Below are 15,269 nucleotides of genomic sequence, written 5' to 3'. Positions count from 1 at the left end.
TGCCTCCCCCTTTCTTTGCACAACATTAAGCTGTCATCACAGGGAAGGCTTCATGTCCGTACAGCATTCAAATCCCGGCCGGCCGGTGCGGGTCCTCTTCGTGTGCCTTGGCAACATCTGCCGCTCGCCCATGGCTGAGGGACTGTTTCGCCATCAGGTCCGGCAGGCAGGACTGGCGGCGCGAATCAAGACGGATTCCGCAGGCACCGCCGACTACCACGTGGGGCGCGCCCCCGATGTCCGCGCCCAGCGCGCCTGTGCCGCCCGCGGCATGGACATCACCGACCTGAGTGCCCGCCAGGTCGCCTACGAGGACTTCTATACCTTCGAGTACATCCTGGCCATGGATGCGGACAACCTGGACCACCTGCGCGCCATCCGGCCCGCCGGCGCCCAGGCCAAGCTGGCGCTCTTCATGGATTACGCCGATGGCCCCTATCACGGCAGATCGGTGCCCGATCCCTACTACGGCGGCATCGAGGACTTCCATCGCACCCTGGCCATGATCGAGGAAGGGGCGCAGGGCCTGTTGCGGGAGATTCAGCGCGAGCGGCTGAAGAGCGGCTGAAGGCGCGGCCGGGCGGGCTTGAGCCGGCCCATTGGCCATCGGCGTTCACAAAAAAGCACGGCTCCCGCGGGAGCCGTGCTTTTGCATGCGGGCGCTGCTTGCCGCTTTAGTCCTGCTGTTCCCCGAAAGTCCCTGTCGCCGCAGGCACTTCGGCGTCTTTCTTCACGCGCTCGCTCAGGGCAGGAGCCGCGGCCTCCGCCAGAGGCTGTTCCGTACCGTCGGCGGCCTTGTCCCGAGCCTGCGGGGAGCGGCTGCGGGAGCGGTGCCCCCGACGATAGCCGCGGCGCGTGCGTTCCCGGGGCGCGTCTGTCTCCGTTTCCGCGTCCGTGCCAGCGTGGGGCTCAAGCGCCTCCGCGGCCAGCTCCGCCACGGCGGGAGCCGGCGGCGTCGCTTCGACGGGTGTGGCTGGCGCAGCTTCGGCCGGCAGCAGCGGGGCCACAGCCTGTTCCGCCGTTTGCTCCGGTGCGCTGGCCGGCGAGGCTGGTGATGCCGGCGCTTCCGCCCGGGGAGTCTCGGCAGGCGCTGCCGGCGCCGGGGAGGGAGCGGCACTGATGATGGTCAGGGCGCTGGATGTCCCGATGGGAGCCGGCTTCTCATGCGCCAGCAGGGGGACGGCGCTCGCCAGGGCCGCATGCTCTTCCCTCCCGGCATCGGGGCTGTCCGCCGACATGCCTGCCAGCGCCGCCGGGACCGGCTCCTCTTCGGCGACGGCCAAGGCCGCGGCCTGCTCGGCCCGCAACTGGGCCTCGGGTTCCTCGGGGATTTCGTGCCAGTCGCTGGGCGCCGGCTTGGGTTTGGCCGGCTCGGCCGTATCCAGCGCGGGCGCGGATAGCGGCGCACTCGGGCGTGCAACGCCTCCCGGCCCCGGCAGCGGGACCACCGCCGGCGGCGCCGCTTCGGCCACCGCAGCGGCCGGAGCAGCGGACTGCAGTCCCGCTGCCGGCATGACGGTCTCCTGCGGGGCGGCGGCTTCCCCGCCGCGGCCGCGGCCACGGCGTCCGCCGCGGCGGCTCTTGCGCCCGGGACCGCGTTCCGCTTGCTCCTTGTCGCGCGCCGCCCGTTCCGCCTCGGTGGCGGCGGCTGCTTCCGCCGGCTGCGGCCGGCCGCGGCGCTGGGCCTGGGCACCCTCGCCGCCGCGCGCTGCTTCGCGCTGCCGTCCCCGTTCGCCCGCGGGCCGTGGCGCCGGCTTTTCGGGAGCCGGCGGGGTGGCGACGGTTGCGGCCTGCGGCACTACCGGCGGCGCGGCCTCAACGGCTTGTTCCGGGCTGTGCCGCCGCAGCAGCGCATTCATCAGACGCCGCAGCAGGCCCAAGGGCTTCGCCGCTGCGGCCGGCGCCGCCGGCGCGGGCTGCTGGGCCTGTTGGGCTGGCGCGGGGGGAAGCGGCAGCGGCAAGACATTGGTCGGTCGTACCGCCGGCGCCTCGTGGACCCGGGTGGGCCGGCTCGGGGCCGCCTCCGGGGCGGCGGCTTCATGCTGCAGCACTTGGTAGCTCGGCACATGCGCCGCGGCGACATCCTGCTGGCGCAGGCGATGAAGGTGGTAATGGGGCGTCACCAACTCGGCGCTGGGCAAGAGCAGGATGCGCACGCCGGTCTTGCTCTCGATGTCCACGACCTCGGGGCGCTTTTCGTTGATGAGATAGGTGGCCACCTCCACCGGCACCTGCACCTGGATCACCGCGGTGCGCTCCTTGATGGCCTCTTCCTGGATGATACGCAGGATGTGCAGGGCGCTGGACTCCACGCCGCGGATCTGGCCGGTGCCGTTGCAGCGCGGGCAGGGGATGTGGCTGGATTCCTCCAGGCTCGGACGCAGGCGCTGGCGGGACATTTCCAGGAGGCCGAACTTGGAAATGCGGCCGACCTGCACGCGCGCCTTGTCCAGCTTGAGGGCTTCCTTGAGCCGGTTTTCCACGTCCCGCTGGTTGCGGGCCGGGCCCATGTCGATGAAGTCGATGACGATGAGGCCGCCGAGATCGCGCAGGCGCACCTGGCGGGCGATCTCCTCGGCCGCCTCCAGGTTGGTCTTGAGCGCGGTTTCCTCGATGTCCTGGCCCTTGGTCGCCCGGCCGGAGTTGATGTCGATGGACACCAGCGCCTCCGTGTGGTCGATGACGATGGCGCCGCCGGATTCCAGGCGCACCTCGCGCGAGAAGGCCGATTCGATCTGGTGCTCGATCTGGAAGCGGGAGAAGAGGGGGATGCTGTCCTGGTAGAGCCGAATGCGCTTGACCATGTTCGGCATGATGGATTGCATGAACTGCTGGGCGGCTTCGAAGGCGCTGGTAGTGTCGATCAGCACTTCGCCGATGTCCTCGGAGAAATAGTCGCGCATGGCGCGCACCACCACGTTGCCCTCCTGGTAGATCAGGAAGGGCGCCTGACGCGCCTGGGCCGATTCGGAGATGGCCTGCCACAGGCCCATGAGGTAGTTGAGGTCGTGCTGCAGGTCCTCGGTGCTCTTGCCGATGCCGGCGGTACGGGCGATGACGCCCATGCTGTCGGGGATCTGCAGTTGCGCCAGCACCTCGCGAATGTGCTGGCGCTCCTCGCCCTCGATGCGGCGGGACACGCCGCCGGCACGGGGGTTGTTGGGCATCAGCACCAGATAGCGGCCGGCCAGGCTGATGAAGGTGGTCAGCGCGGCGCCCTTGCTGCCGCGTTCTTCCTTTTCCACCTGGACGATGAGTTGCTGGCCTTCCTTGATGACGTCCTGGATGCGCAGCTTGCGGCCAGCGCCAGCCTCGTCGCCGGCCTGGAAGTATTCGCGGGAGATTTCCTTGAAAGGCAGAAAGCCGTGGCGCTCGGCGCCGTAATCGACGAAGGCCGCCTCGAGGCTGGGCTCGACGCGGGTGACTACGCCTTTGTAGACATTGCTCTTTTTCTGCTCCTTGGCAGCGGATTCGATGTCCAGATCAAGAAGTTTTTGGCCCTCTACCAATGCCACACGCAACTCTTCGGGATGCGTGGCGTTGATCAACATGCGTTTCATAAAGTTGTGGTTCTCCTGCGCTCAACCTTTGGGGCCGCGACTGGGCGGCCGGCCACAGGGCCGGGAGCGCGAACAAAAGGGATAGAAATTCGGTAAAGAGGCAGGGTTGGGCGGGGCCCGCAAGCCAAAGCGATGTTCTTCTCATGATCGTTCCCGCGGTCCTGTAGCTGAAACCCTGTAACCCTGTGTGAAGCGTGTCGGCCGCATCGGCCAGACCGACGCTGTACCCTCGAAATATAAGCGATTCTGCATTAAAATAGCAAACTTAACCCGCAGCGCGCAGCCCTTGAACGCGGAGGTTCATTGGATTCCCCGTCCCACCCCCCCAGATCCCAAGCCCGCCAGTATACGGTCGGTCCCGAAGATGCGGGCCAGCGCATCGACAATTTCCTCATGCGGACCTTCAAGAATGTGCCGAAGTCCCATGTTTACAAAATGCTTCGTGGCGGCGAGGTGCGCGTCAACAAGGGCCGGATCAAGGCCACCTACCGGCTGGCCGCGGGCGATGTGGTGCGTCTGCCGCCGGTGCGGCAGGAGCCGGCCCCCGCGGGTGGCCCGGGCCGGGCGCCGGTGCGCCGCGACCTGGAGGACGCCATCCTCTACGAAGACCCGGCGCTGCTGGTGATCAATAAACCGGCCGGCTTGGCGGTGCACGGCGGCAGCGGGCTCAGCTACGGCTTGATCGAGTCCCTGCGGGCTGCTCGCCCGGAGGCCCCGTTTCTGGAGCTGGTGCATCGGCTGGACCGGGACACCTCGGGCTGCCTGATCGTGGCCAAGAAGCGCAGCGCGCTCAGGAGCCTGCATGAACAGCTGCGCCTCGGCCAGATGGACAAGCATTATTTGGTGCTGGTGCGCGGCGCCTGGCGCGGCGGCGCCCGTCAGGTGAGCACGCCCTTGCGCAAGAGCGTGCTGCGTTCCGGCGAACGCATGGTGCAGGTCGATGCCAGCGGCAAGGAGGCCGCCACCCGCTTCGTGCCGTTGCGGGCCTTTCCGCAGGCCAGCCTGTTGCGCGCCGAACTGGACACGGGCCGCACCCACCAGATCCGCGTGCATCTGCAAAGCATCGGTCATCCCGCCGCCGGGGACGACAAGTACGGCGATCCCGATTTCAACCAGCGCATGGCCCGCCTAGGGCTCAAGCGGCTCTTCCTGCACGCGGCGCACTTGAACTTCATACATCCCGTGAAGGGCGAGCGCCTCTTGATCGACGCAGGCTTGCCGGCGGAACTTGAGAAAGTGCTTGAACATCTGGAGGGGGGCAGCGCATGACAAGCAGAGACTATCAACTGCTCGTCTTCGACTGGGACGGCACGCTCATGGATTCGGTGGGCACCATCGTCCACTGCATGGCCGAGGCCTTCCGGCGGGCCGGGATCGAGCCCCTGCCGGACAGCCGCTACCGCAGCATCATCGGCCTCGGCCTGCAGGAGGCGCTGCAGGCCTTGACCCCGGAGCTGCCTACCCACGCTTTCGACGCCGTGGCGCAGCATTACCGCGACTGTTTCCTGTCCGCCCCCCACGAGGCCATGCCCTTCTTCCCGGCGGTGGAGGCGACGCTTGGCGAGCTGCACGCGCGCGGCTACCGGCTGGCGGTGGCGACCGGCAAGTCGCGCCGGGGGCTGGTGCGCATGTTCGAGCACCATGCCGTGTGCCGGCTCTTCACCAGCTCGCGCTGTGCCGATGAAAGCCGCTCCAAACCGGCGCCGGACATGCTGCTGGAGATCATGGCGGAGACCGGGGTGGCCGCCGAGCGCACGCTGATGGTGGGCGACTCCATCCACGATATCCGCATGGCACGCAATGCGGGCGTGCATGGCCTGGGCATCAGCCACGGGGTGAGTTCGGCGGAGGAGCTGCGCCGGCACGGCGCGCTCGGCTGCATTCACCACTTTGCCGAGCTGCCGGCCTGGCTGGCGGGGGATAAAAAGCAGCAGGTGGGCTAGCCAGGGCGCCGCTCAGCCGAGCACGCGGCAGCCGCAGCGGGACAGCAGTGCAGTCAGGTGGATGAGCGGCAGGCCGACCAAGGCGCTGGGATCATCGCCGTACATGCCGGCGAAAAGCGCGATGCCGAGCCCCTCGGACTTGAAGCTGCCGGCGGCGTCGACCGGGTTGTCGCGGGCCACGTAGTCGGCGATCTCCGCCTCCGACAGCGTGCGCATCTGCACTTCATAGGGCACGGTTACCTGCAGGGCCCCCTGCTGCGGGCACTGCACCGCCAGCGCCGTCAGGAAGCGTACCCGCTGCCCGCTCAAGCGGCGCAGCTGGGCTTGTGCCCGCGCCGGCGTGCCGGGCTTGCCCAGCACCTCGCCGTCGACCAGCGCCATCTGGTCCGAGCCGATGACGATGGCCTCCGGGTGACGGGCCGCCACCGCGGCCGCCTTGGCCAGCGCCAGCCGGGAGACCAGCGCTTCCGGCGCTTCGCCGGGCAGGGGCGCCTCCTCGACCCCGGGCGCCTCCTGGGTGAAGGGCAGTCCCAGGCGGGCCAGCAGCTCCCGGCGGTAGGGCGAGGTGGAGGCGAGGATCAGGGGGGCGGGCAGCTGGGCCATCACTCGATCTCCACCAGCACTTCGTCCGGATTCACCGCGTCGCCCTTGGCGACGTGCACCGCCACCACCTTGCCGGAAATGGGGGCCTGCACTTCGCTTTCCATCTTCATGGCTTCGGTGACCAGCACCGGGTCGCCGGCCTTGACCGTATCGCCTTCCCGCACCAGCACGTCGACGATGGTCCCCGGCATGAAGGTGGCCACGTGGCCGGCACGGCTGGCCTGCGGGCGCCGCGAGCCCTTGCCGCGGGCACGCGCCGGCGCTGCTTCGCCCTCGGCGGCGCTCGCGGTGTCGAGGATCTCCACGTAGACCTCTTCCGGCAGGCCGTCCACGGTCACGAAATAGGGCCGCTGAGCGGCGTGCGGATGGCCGGTGCCCAGGATCCTGATGTGATAGTTTTCGCCGTGCATGGTGACGCTGAATTCGGTGGGCGTGCCCTGCGGCGCCGGCGCCTCCACCGGTACCGGCGGCAACGGCTCGGGCGCCAGCCGGCCGGCGGCGCGCGCCTCGAAGAACTTGAGGGCGATCTCCGGGAACAAGGCATAGGAGAGGACATCTTCGGGGCTATGCGCCACGCCCTGCACCGCCTCGGCCAGACGGTTCAGCTCCGGCGCCAGGCGGTCGGCCGGGCGCTCGCTGACCGGCGTGGCGTCGCCGATGGCCAGGCGGCGCAGTTCGGGATTGACCTTGCCGAGCGGCTGGCCGTAGAGGCCCAGCAGGTAGTTCTTGGTTTCGTTGGTGATGGTGTGATAGCGCTTGCCGGTGAGCACGTTGAACACCGCCTGCGTGCCGACGATCTGCGAAGTTGGCGTGACCAGCGGCGGATAGCCGAAGTCGGCGCGCACCCGGGGGATCTCCGCCAGCACCTCGTCCAGGCGGTCCAGCGCTCCCTGGTCCCTGAGCTGGTTGACCAGGTTGGACACCATGCCGCCCGGCACCTGATTGCTCTGGACACGGGTATCGATGCCGGTGAACTCCGACTCGAATTGTGCATATTTCTTGCGCACTTCCCGGAAATAGCTCGCAATCTCCTGCAGGAGCTGCAGGTCCAGCCCAGTGTCCTGTGGGGTATCCCGCAGGGCCGCCACCATGCTCTCGGTGGCCGCGTGCGAGGTGCCGCAGCAGAGGGCGGACACGGCGGTGTCGATCATGTTTGCGCCGCCGTCGATGGCACGCAGGTGGTTCATGGCCGACAGCCCGGCCGTGTCATGGCTGTGGCAGCTCAAGGGCAGGTTCACGCTCTGGCGCAGGGCGGTGAAAAGCTCGAAGGCGCGCGGCGGCGTCAGCAGCCCGGCCATGTCCTTGACGCAGAGGCTGTCGCAGCCCATCTCCGCCAAGCGCTGGGCCAGGTCGACGAAATGCGCCACCGTATGCACCGGGCTCACGGTGTAGGAGATGGCTCCCTGGGCGTGCTTGCCCTGGCGCTTGACCGCGCGGATGGAAGTCTCCAGGTTGCGCAGGTCGTTCATGGCGTCGAAGACGCGGAACACGTCGATGCCGTTGGCCGCCGCCCGCTCGATGAAAGCTTCCACCACGTCGTCGGCGTAGTGGCGATAGCCGAGCAGATTTTGGCCGCGCAGCAGCATCTGCAGGCGCGTGTTGGGCAGGGCGCTGCGCAGCTGGCGCAGCCGCTCCCAGGGATCTTCCTTCAGGTAACGCAGGCTGGCGTCGAAGGTGGCGCCGCCCCAGACCTCCAGGGACCAGAAGCCCACCCGGTCCAGCTTGTCGCAGATGGGCAGCATGTCCTCGGTGCGCATGCGCGTGGCCAGCAGCGACTGATGGGCATCGCGCAGCACGGTCTCGGTGACGAGTACTTTATCCTGCTTTACCGATTTGGCGGTCATCTACAGTCCTTCCCGGGTGGCAATGGCGACGGCGATGATGGCGGCCCATTCCGGCCGGCGGCGGCTGGCGTAGCGGGTCAACTCCGGATGGCGCTCCACGAAGGTGGTATCCAGTCGGTGCTGAACGAAGTCAGGATGATTCAGGATCTCCAGGTAATAGGGAATGGTGGACTTGACCCCGTACAGGCCCATGTCGTTGAGCGCCCGGCGGGCGCGGCGCACCGCCTGGTCCCAGTCCAGCGCCCAGACGGTCAGCTTGGCACACAGGGAGTCGTAGTAGGGCGGGATTTCGTAGCCGGTGTAGATTGCCGCATCGGTGCGCACGCCCGGCCCGCCCGGCGAGTAGTAGCGGGTGATGCGGCCGAAGCTGGGCAGGAAATTGTTCTGGGGGTCCTCGGCGTTGATGCGGAACTGGATGGCGTAGCCGCGATGGGAAACGTCCGCTTGGCTGACGGAAAGGGGCAGGCCGGCGGCGATGCGCGTCTGCTCCTGCACGACGTCTATGCCGGTGATCTGCTCGGTCACTGTGTGCTCCACCTGCAGGCGGGTGTTCATTTCCATGAAATAAAAGCGGCCTTCGGGGTCCAGCAGAAATTCGACGGTGCCGGCATTCCGGTAATTCACCGCCCGGGCGGCGCGCACTGCCAGTTCGCCGATGTAGGTGCGTTGCGACTCGTCCAACTGCGGCGAGGGAGCGATCTCGATGAGCTTTTGGTGGCGGCGCTGGATGGAGCAATCGCGCTCGAAGAGGTGGATGACGTTGCCGAAGGCGTCACCCAGCACCTGCACTTCGATGTGGCGCGGCCGGTCGATGTATTTCTCCAGGAACAGCTCGGAGCGGCCGAAGGCCTTTTCCGCCTCGGAAATGACGCGGGCGTAGCTGTTGCGCAGTTCGGCCTCGTCGTTGCAGCGGCGGATGCCGCGACCGCCGCCGCCGCCGCTGGCCTTGAGCATCACCGGATAGCCGATCTCGCCGGCCACGGCGATCGCTTCGTCCACGGAGCCCAGGCTGCTCTGGGTGCCCGGAATGACCGGAATGCCGGCGTCGATCATGGCCTGGCGGGCCAGGGTCTTGTCGCCCATGATGCGGATGGTCTCCGCATCCGGGCCGATGAAGGTGATGCCGCGGCGCGCGCAGATCTCTGCCAGCTTGGGGTTTTCCGACAGGAAGCCGTAGCCGGGATGCAGCGCGTCGCAGCCGGCCTCCACGGCCAGATTGACCACCCGGTGCGGGTTCAGATAGCCGAGCAGGGGATCGGGGCCCAGGCTGTAGGCCTCGTCCGCTTTCTTGACGTGCAGCGCGTAGCGGTCCGGCTCGGCGTAGATAGCCACCGACTTGATGCCCAGCTCGCTGCACGCACGGCTGATGCGCGTCGCGATCTCCCCGCGATTGGCGATAAGGATCTTCTTGAACAAGGCGCACTCCCGGGACGTGGAGAAGGGGTGCTACGGCATCTCGAGCGGACAGCGAAGCCAGGGGCGCGCCGCCAGGTCAATATACTTACTATGGCCAGGGCTCCGGAAGCTGTCAACCTGGGCCGTTCCAGTGAATGACGCAGGCCGGCGCCGCTCAGCCCGTGTTGCGCTGGCCGGCGGCGATGGCGTTGATGGAGCGCAGCAGCGGATCCAGCCAGCGCTCCCGCTCGACATCGGCGAAGTATTCATCCCGGTAGCGCGTGAGCAGCGACAGCTGGATGTGGTTCAATGGCTCCAGATAGGCGCGCCGGCGCTGCAGCGAGCGCGCCAGGGTGGGGTTTTCCTCCAGCAGTTGCGGGACGCCGGCCACCTGGAGGATCTGTTGGACGGTGCGCTGGTACTCGTCGCGCACCATATTGAAGATCACCCGCGCCTGTGCCTGGTTTTCCACCAGAGCGGCGTATTCGGCGGCAATGTCCATGTCCGCCTTCTCGAGCGACTGCTGGATGTTGCTGAGCAGGGCCCGGAAGAAGGGCCATTCCCGGTACATGTGCTGGAGCTTGGCCAGATGCGCCGGCTGCGCGTCGCGCCAGCTTTCCAGGGCCGAGCCGAGCCCGTACCAGGCCGGCAGGGTGTGGCGCGACTGCGCCCAGGCGAAGACCCAGGCGATGGCGCGCACCGAGGCCTTGGAGCGGTCACGCTTGTTGCGGTGGGAGGGCCGCGAGCCCAGGTTGAGCAGAGCGATCTCGCTGAGCGGCGTGGCTTCGTAGAAGTAATCCAGGAAGCCGGGGGTCTCCTCGGTGAAGTGGCGGTAGGCTTGCTCGCCGGCATTGGACAGGGCGTCCATCACCTCCTGGAAGTCCGGGCGCTCGGCCGGCGCCGGCTGCACCAGGTAGCGGCTGGCCTTCAGCAGCCCCGTGCTGCCCACGGTGAGCTCGTAGACGGCGGTTTCCAGGTTGGCGTACTTGAACGACAGCACCTCGCCCTGTTCGGTGATCTTGATCTGGCCGCACACGGTGCCCGGCGGTTGCGCCAGGATGGCGTCGTGGGTCGGGCCGCCGCCGCGGCCGACGGTGCCGCCGCGACCGTGGAAGAGCCGCAGATCGACGCCATGCCGCTTGGCCAGCGCGGAGATCTGCAACTGGGCCCGATACAGGGACCAGCTGGAAGAAACGATGCCGCCATCCTTGCAGGAGTCGGAATAGCCCAGCATCACTTCCTGCAGGTTGCCGGCCTGCTGCAGCAGCGTTCGATAGGTGGAGTTGCCCAGGAGGGCGGACATGACCGCGTCGATGCGCTCGAGATCGGCAATGGTTTCGAAAAGCGGCGAGATGCTGATGTCGCAGAAGGGCGTGCCGTCGCGCCAGCCCGCCAATCCCGCCTCCTTGGCCAGCAGCATGACTTCCAGCACGTGGCTGGCCTCGTGGGTCATGGAGATCACGTAGCTGCCGAAAGCGCGCGGGCTGATTTCCCGGCGCATGCGTGCCATGCACTGGAAGACGTCGAAGGTTTCGCAGGCTTCCGGGCTGGCCGCTGGCGCTGCCGGCAGCAGGGAGGAGGGTTGTTCGATGGCCCAGGACAGCAGCTTGAGCCGCTCCGGCTCGGGCAGGCTGGCGTAGTCCCCGAAGCCGGGCACGTCGCGGAACAGTTCGGCCACGGCGCGCGTGTGGCGCCCCGACTCCTGGCGCACGTCCATGTGCGCCAGGAAGAAGCCGAAGGTTTCCGCCAGGCGGCTCAGGTCGCGCAGTTCGCTGCGGGCCAGGTCGCCGTCGCCGTGGCCGATCAATGATTCGGAGATCAGGCGCAGGTCGGCCAGGAAAGCCCGTTCGTCGGCGTAGCGCCGGCTGCTGTCCTCCGGCTCGCGCCCGTCCAGCAGGGCTTCCAGGCGGGCAATCCCCAGCTCCAGTCGCGCGCGCATGAAGCGCAGCTTGCGCCGGTACGGCTCGCTGGGATAGCGCTGCGCCACCCAGTCCCGCAGCTCGGGAAACTGGGCGGCGTCCGCCGCCAGGGAATCCAGCAAAGCCGGCGAGATGGCGCACAGCCGGCTCGAATGGCTGAGCAGCTGGTGTAGCTGGCTGATGCGGCGCACGTACTCGCGGTGGATTTCGAGGCTCTGCATGCGCAACGCCCACTCGGTGATGGCGGCCGTGACATTGGGATTGCCGTCGCGATCGCCGCCGATCCAGGAGCCGAAGCGCAGAAAACTGGGCACCTGGACCCGTTCTTCACCGTAGAACATGCGCACGGCCCGCTCGGCGAAGCGGTAGCACAGGGGTACTGCCTGAAAGAGGCTCTCCCGGAAGAAAAAGAGCCCGTTCTCCACCTCGTCCTTGACCTGCGGTCGACGGGCGCGGACTTCGTCGGTCTTCCACAGGATCTGGATCTGGGTGCGCAGGCGCGCCTTGACCCGCTCGCGCTCCTCCTCGCCCAGGCGCGGATCGTCCAGCTCCTTGCTGGTGACGAAGATGCGCCGCAGGGCCTGCAGCACGGTGCGCCGCTTGGACTCGGTCGGATGCGCGGTGAACACCGGAATGTAGGCCAGCCGGTTCAGCAGCTTCTGCATGTCCTCGGCGCCGACGCCGTCGGCGTGCAGGTCGCGGATGGTCGCTTCGAAGGAGGCGCGCCAGGGGTGGCCGCCCTCGCGGAACTGTCGGCGGCGCGACCGGTGCTCGAACTCCTCCTCGGCGATATTCGCCAGGCTGAAATAGATGTTGAAGGCCCGCACCACGTGGACCAGGGTCTCCGGATCCAGCTGGTTGATCAGGGCCGCCAGTTCCTCCCGCAGGGCCGGATCCGCCTGACGATGCAGGGCGAGGTAGCCGGTGCGCAACCGTTCCACGGCCTCGAACACCGTGCCGCCGGCCTGGCTCTTCAAGACATCGCCCAGCAGGGAGCCCAGCAGCTTTACCCGGGCGCGCAACTCTTTATCGGTCAAAACATCCGCCAACTCGTCGTTCCTCTGCAAATGAACCGGACAAAATTCGCATATTCTAACTAAAAAATTGGCTTTTGTCCGGCGCGATTTTGCGCCGCCGAAGGCTTTACATCACCGGCGTCCCTAGCTATGATGCGCGCCTTATGCTAAAGGCCGATGCCAAATTGCTGGATTTGCGCCGCATCAGCAGCCAGGGCGACGAGATGGCGGGGGAAGTGGAAACCGCTGCCATGGGCCGGCTCCGGGAACTGTTGATCAGCTTGTCGCCCACGGTCCAGGTCAAGCTGCGCTGGCAGCCCGAGCGCGGCATCGTCCGGGTGGACGGTGAGATCCGGGCGACGGCGGAAATCGAGTGCCAGCGCTGCCTCGGGCCCATGCCCTTGGCGCTGGTGGCGCAGGTGCATGCGGGCATGGCGCAGAGCGAGGCCCTGATCACCCGTGTGGACCCGACCCTGGACCCGGTGCTGGTGGAAGATGAACGCCTGAATCTGCCGGCGTGGGTCGAGGACGAGCTGTTGCTGTCCCTGCCCATGATTCCCATGTGCCAGGCATGGCAGGGCGGGGTTTGCCCCGTGTCGGGCATCGAGCCCGGCGCCTAGCTTTGTAGAGAAAATCGACTTCATTGATAACAGGTGTTGCTTAGACACCGCTGGAGAGTACCATGGCCGTTCCACAGAGTAAGACTTCCCCGTCCCGCCGCGGCATGCGTCGTGCCCACGACCACCTGGAGAGCAAGAGCCTGTCCGTGTGCGCCAACTGCGGTGCCACCAAGCGTCCCCACCACATTTGCCCCCAGTGCGGCCACTACAAGGGCCGGGCTGTCCTGGACAAGAGCGGCGCGGAATAAGTCGCGGTGTGGTTCGCTGAGTCGCATCTGGCTGACTCAGGTCGCGGCTGATGAAGATTGCCATTGATGCCATGGGGGGGGACTACGGCCCCCCCGTCGTCGTGCCCGCGGCGCTGAGCGTCTTGGCCGAAGATCCCGACGTAGAGATCCTGCTGGTCGGTCAGGAAGAGCCGATCGGCAGGGAGTTGTCCCGCTGTCAGGCAGCATCCCATCCCCGCCTGCAGGTTTGCCATGCCCCCGAAGTGGTCGCCATGGACGAGGCGCCTTCCCAGGCGTTGCGCAACAAGCGCCACTCCTCCATGCGCGTGGGCATCGACCTGGTCAAGAGCGGCACGGCCCAGGCCGTGGTCAGCGCCGGCAACACGGGCGCGCTCATGGCCATCGGCAAGGTGGTGCTGCGCACCATTCCCGGCATCGCCCGGCCGGCCATCGCCACCACCATCCCGACCCGACGCGGCAAGACGCTGATGCTGGATCTGGGCGCCAACGTGGACTGCGATGCCGCGCATCTCTTCCAGTTCGCCATCATGGGCGAGGTGATGAGCCGCTTGGTCCTGCACGTGGAGCGGCCGAGCATCGGCCTGCTCAATATCGGCGAGGAGGAGATCAAGGGCAACGAGGTGGTGAAGGGGGCCGGCCAGCTGTTGCGCAACAGCAGCCTCAACTACTATGGCAACGTGGAAGGCTCGGACATTTACCGGGGCACCACCGACGTGGTGGTCTGCGACGGCTTCGTCGGCAACGTGGCCCTCAAGGTGTCCGAAGGCCTGGCGCAGATGATCAGCGCCGAGCTGAAGGAGGCCTATGCCGCCTCCTGGTACGGCCGGCTCGCCGCCCTGCTCAGCCTGCCGGTGCTGCGCCGCTTCCGCGACCGCCTGGACCACCGCCGCTACAATGGCGCCACCCTGATCGGCCTCAACGGCATCGTCATCAAAAGCCACGGCAATGCCGATGCCTTTGCTTTCGCCCAGGCCATCCGCGTGGCGGCGTCCGAGGTCAAGCACCAGTTGATCGCCAACATCGCCGAAGAAGTGCAGACCCTCCTTTCCGAGCAACAAGAAAGCACGGCATGACCCCAGACCAGAAAACATACAGCCGCATCATCGGCACCGGCGGCTATCTGCCCGAGCGGATCCTGAGCAACGCGGACCTGGAGCGGATGGTGGACACCTCCGACGAGTGGATCCTGACCCGCACCGGCATCCGCGAGCGCCGCATCGCCGCCGACTACGAAAGCACCTGCGACCTGGCGGAACGGGCCGCGCGCGAGGCCCTGGCGCGGGCCGGCGTGGCGCCCGAGACGCTGGATCTCATCATCGTGGCCACCACCACCCCGGATCTGGTTTTTCCCAGCACCGCCTGCCTGTTGCAGGCGCGTCTGGGCAACCGCAGCGCCCCGGCGTTCGACATCCAGGCAGTGTGCACCGGCTTCGTCTATGCCCTGGACGTGGCGGACAAGTATCTGCGCACCGGCGCGGCCAAGCGCGCCCTGGTGGTCGGGGCCGAGACCATGTCGCGCATTCTCGACTGGAGCGACCGCGGCACCTGCGTGCTCTTCGGCGACGGTGCCGGCGCGGTCGTGCTGGAGGCGGGGGAGGAGCCCGGCATCCTGTCCACCCACATCCATGCCGACGGCACCTACAGCGATCTGCTGATGGTGCCGGCCGGGGTGTCCCGCAACACGGAGCAGTGGCAGTCCGGCGGCGCCTGCCTCACCATGCAGGGCAATTCCGTATTCCGCATGGCCGTAAAGACGCTCGGCGAGATCGTGGACGAGACCCTGGCGGCCAACGCCATGCGCCGCGAGGACGTGGATTGGCTGGTGCCGCATCAGGCCAACATCCGCATCATCCAGGCCACGGCCGACAAGCTGGGCATGCCCATGGAACGCGTGGTGGTCACTGTGGACCGGCACGGCAACACCTCCGGCGCCAGCATTCCCTTGGCCTTGCACGAGGCCGTCAAGGACGGGCGGATCCAGGTGGGAGAAACGGTGCTGATGGAGGCTTTCGGCGGCGGTTTCACCTGGGGATCAGTCTTGCTTAAGTGGTCGTAATCGGCTACAAAGCGTGTCAGCGCAGTCACGCGGATCGGCTCAAGACAGCAGATTCCCATAACGAA

General features: G+C 67.3%; 12 protein-coding genes. 7 read left to right on the top strand and 5 right to left on the bottom strand.

Going from position 1 to position 15,269, the window contains the following annotated elements; genetic code table 11:
* The first annotated feature begins 52 nt into the window (after positions 1–52).
* The gene (locus G579_RS0106645) at positions 53–568 is read left to right on the top strand and encodes a low molecular weight protein-tyrosine-phosphatase (RefSeq protein WP_211218677.1); all 516 of its coding nucleotides are present in this window, start codon (positions 53–55) and stop codon (positions 566–568) included.
* A 106-nt stretch (positions 569–674) separates the two neighbouring features.
* Here G579_RS0106645 and G579_RS16295 read toward each other — a convergent pair whose 3' ends face one another.
* Entirely contained in the window at positions 675–3,560 is a 2,886-nt protein-coding gene (locus tag G579_RS16295; protein ID WP_051181027.1) for an Rne/Rng family ribonuclease, read from the bottom strand.
* 303 nt (positions 3,561–3,863) lie between these two features.
* Between G579_RS16295 and rluC the strand changes: the two genes are divergently transcribed.
* Positions 3,864–4,829: a 23S rRNA pseudouridine(955/2504/2580) synthase RluC gene (gene rluC, locus G579_RS0106635; RefSeq protein ID WP_028989555.1), complete on the top strand. Its 966-nt coding sequence runs from the start codon at positions 3,864–3,866 to the stop codon at positions 4,827–4,829.
* The gene (locus tag G579_RS0106630; RefSeq protein WP_028989554.1) at positions 4,826–5,503 is read left to right on the top strand and encodes an HAD family hydrolase; all 678 of its coding nucleotides are present in this window, start codon (positions 4,826–4,828) and stop codon (positions 5,501–5,503) included. The genes rluC and G579_RS0106630 overlap by 4 nt, the downstream gene beginning before the upstream one ends.
* A gap of 12 nt (positions 5,504–5,515) precedes the next feature.
* Here G579_RS0106630 and G579_RS0106625 read toward each other — a convergent pair whose 3' ends face one another.
* From G579_RS0106625 to ppc, 4 genes are all read right to left on the bottom strand, one after another.
* Positions 5,516–6,106 carry a Maf family protein gene (locus tag G579_RS0106625; RefSeq protein WP_028989553.1) on the bottom strand — a complete coding sequence of 197 codons (591 nt, stop codon included), beginning with the start codon at positions 6,104–6,106 and terminating at the stop codon, positions 5,516–5,518.
* Entirely contained in the window at positions 6,106–7,950 is a 1,845-nt protein-coding gene (gene oadA, locus G579_RS0106620) for a sodium-extruding oxaloacetate decarboxylase subunit alpha (protein ID WP_028989552.1), read from the bottom strand. The genes G579_RS0106625 and oadA overlap by 1 nt, the downstream gene beginning before the upstream one ends.
* Positions 7,951–9,366 (bottom strand): acetyl-CoA carboxylase biotin carboxylase subunit, encoded by a 1,416-nt coding sequence (locus tag G579_RS0106615; protein WP_028989551.1) that lies wholly within the window; start codon positions 9,364–9,366, stop codon positions 7,951–7,953.
* Positions 9,367–9,520: 154 nt separating this feature from the next.
* Positions 9,521–12,301, bottom strand: a complete 2,781-nt coding sequence (gene ppc / locus G579_RS0106610; RefSeq protein ID WP_230973810.1) for a phosphoenolpyruvate carboxylase — start codon at positions 12,299–12,301, stop codon at positions 9,521–9,523.
* Positions 12,302–12,444: 143 nt separating this feature from the next.
* On the opposite strand from ppc, the gene G579_RS0106605 reads away from it, so the two are divergent.
* From G579_RS0106605 to G579_RS0106590, 4 genes are all read left to right on the top strand, one after another.
* Positions 12,445–12,900, top strand: coding sequence for a YceD family protein (locus G579_RS0106605; RefSeq protein WP_028989549.1), 456 nt, complete (start codon positions 12,445–12,447; stop codon positions 12,898–12,900).
* A 62-nt stretch (positions 12,901–12,962) separates the two neighbouring features.
* A complete protein-coding gene (gene rpmF, locus G579_RS0106600) occupies positions 12,963–13,148 on the top strand; it encodes a 50S ribosomal protein L32 (protein ID WP_028989548.1) in 186 nt (61 codons plus the stop codon).
* Positions 13,149–13,198: 50 nt separating this feature from the next.
* Positions 13,199–14,221, top strand: coding sequence for a phosphate acyltransferase PlsX (gene plsX, locus G579_RS0106595; RefSeq protein WP_038018601.1), 1,023 nt, complete (start codon positions 13,199–13,201; stop codon positions 14,219–14,221).
* Positions 14,218–15,204 carry a beta-ketoacyl-ACP synthase III gene (locus G579_RS0106590; protein ID WP_028989546.1) on the top strand — a complete coding sequence of 329 codons (987 nt, stop codon included), beginning with the start codon at positions 14,218–14,220 and terminating at the stop codon, positions 15,202–15,204. Before plsX ends, G579_RS0106590 begins: the two co-directional genes overlap by 4 nt.
* Positions 15,205–15,269: the final 65 nt, after the last annotated feature.

This window comes from Thermithiobacillus tepidarius DSM 3134, from assembly GCF_000423825.1.
In the GTDB taxonomy this organism is placed as follows: Bacteria; Pseudomonadota; Gammaproteobacteria; order Acidithiobacillales; family Thermithiobacillaceae; genus Thermithiobacillus; species Thermithiobacillus tepidarius.
Note: the sequence above shows the minus strand (reverse complement) of the source record. Positions and strands in the feature narration are given on the sequence as shown.

Bases quoted from the DNA above. Each gene is read 5' to 3' on its own strand.
- G579_RS0106645 (WP_211218677.1), top strand. From the start codon at position 53: ATGTCCGTACAGCATTCAAATCCCGGCCGGCCGGTGCGGGTCCTCTTC.
- G579_RS16295 (WP_051181027.1), bottom strand. From the start codon at position 3,560: ATGAAACGCATGTTGATCAACGCCACGCATCCCGAAGAGTTGCGTGTG.
- G579_RS0106630 (WP_028989554.1), top strand. From the start codon at position 4,826: ATGACAAGCAGAGACTATCAACTGCTCGTCTTCGACTGGGACGGCACG.
- G579_RS0106625 (WP_028989553.1), bottom strand. From the start codon at position 6,106: ATGGCCCAGCTGCCCGCCCCCCTGATCCTCGCCTCCACCTCGCCCTAC.
- oadA (WP_028989552.1), bottom strand. From the start codon at position 7,950: ATGACCGCCAAATCGGTAAAGCAGGATAAAGTACTCGTCACCGAGACC.
- G579_RS0106605 (WP_028989549.1), top strand. From the start codon at position 12,445: ATGCTAAAGGCCGATGCCAAATTGCTGGATTTGCGCCGCATCAGCAGC.
- rpmF (WP_028989548.1), top strand. From the start codon at position 12,963: ATGGCCGTTCCACAGAGTAAGACTTCCCCGTCCCGCCGCGGCATGCGT.
- plsX (WP_038018601.1), top strand. From the start codon at position 13,199: ATGAAGATTGCCATTGATGCCATGGGGGGGGACTACGGCCCCCCCGTC.
- G579_RS0106590 (WP_028989546.1), top strand. From the start codon at position 14,218: ATGACCCCAGACCAGAAAACATACAGCCGCATCATCGGCACCGGCGGC.